The following is a 483-nucleotide window of genomic DNA, read 5'->3' as shown; positions in this document are numbered from 1 at the left end:
CCATAGGAAGCGTGCCAGGCCGTCGCGGGCACGGCGCGTCGGCCGTCACCCGCCCGGGGCGATTTCCCGCGCGGTTATTTGCGCAATCCCATGCCGACGAGAAAGGTTTCCGAGGATTTGTCGCGCGAGGCCTTGGGCTTGACCGATTTGACGGTGCGGAAACTCTCCTTGAAGAGCTGCACCAGCTGCGCATAGCCGCTGCCATGGAAGAGCTTCACCACCAGCGCGCCGTCGGGTTTGAGGTGCTGCTGCGCGAAATCCACGGCCAGCTCGATCAGGTGGGCGATCCGCACCGCATCCACCGACTCCACGCCCGAGAGATTGGGCGCCATGTCGGACACCACCACGTCCACCGGCCGCCCCTGCACGGTCTCCTGCAGGCGGGCGAGCACGTCCTCTTCGCGGAAGTCGCCCTGCAGGAAGGTGACGCCCTCGATCGGCTCCATCGGCAGGATGTCGAGCGCGATCAGCGTGCCGTTGAGC

Annotated in this window: 1 protein-coding gene; it reads right to left on the bottom strand. The window is 66.5% G+C overall.

The features are described 5' to 3' along the window. Positions 1 to 74: 74 nt before the first annotated feature. On the bottom strand, positions 75 to 483 hold a 409-nt coding region (locus AC066S_RS39170), incomplete at its 5' end, for an RlmE family RNA methyltransferase (protein ID WP_478271956.1).

The organism is Bradyrhizobium sp. CFUWI (assembly GCF_056429085.1).
This window is presented reverse-complemented; position numbering and strand designations above follow the sequence as displayed.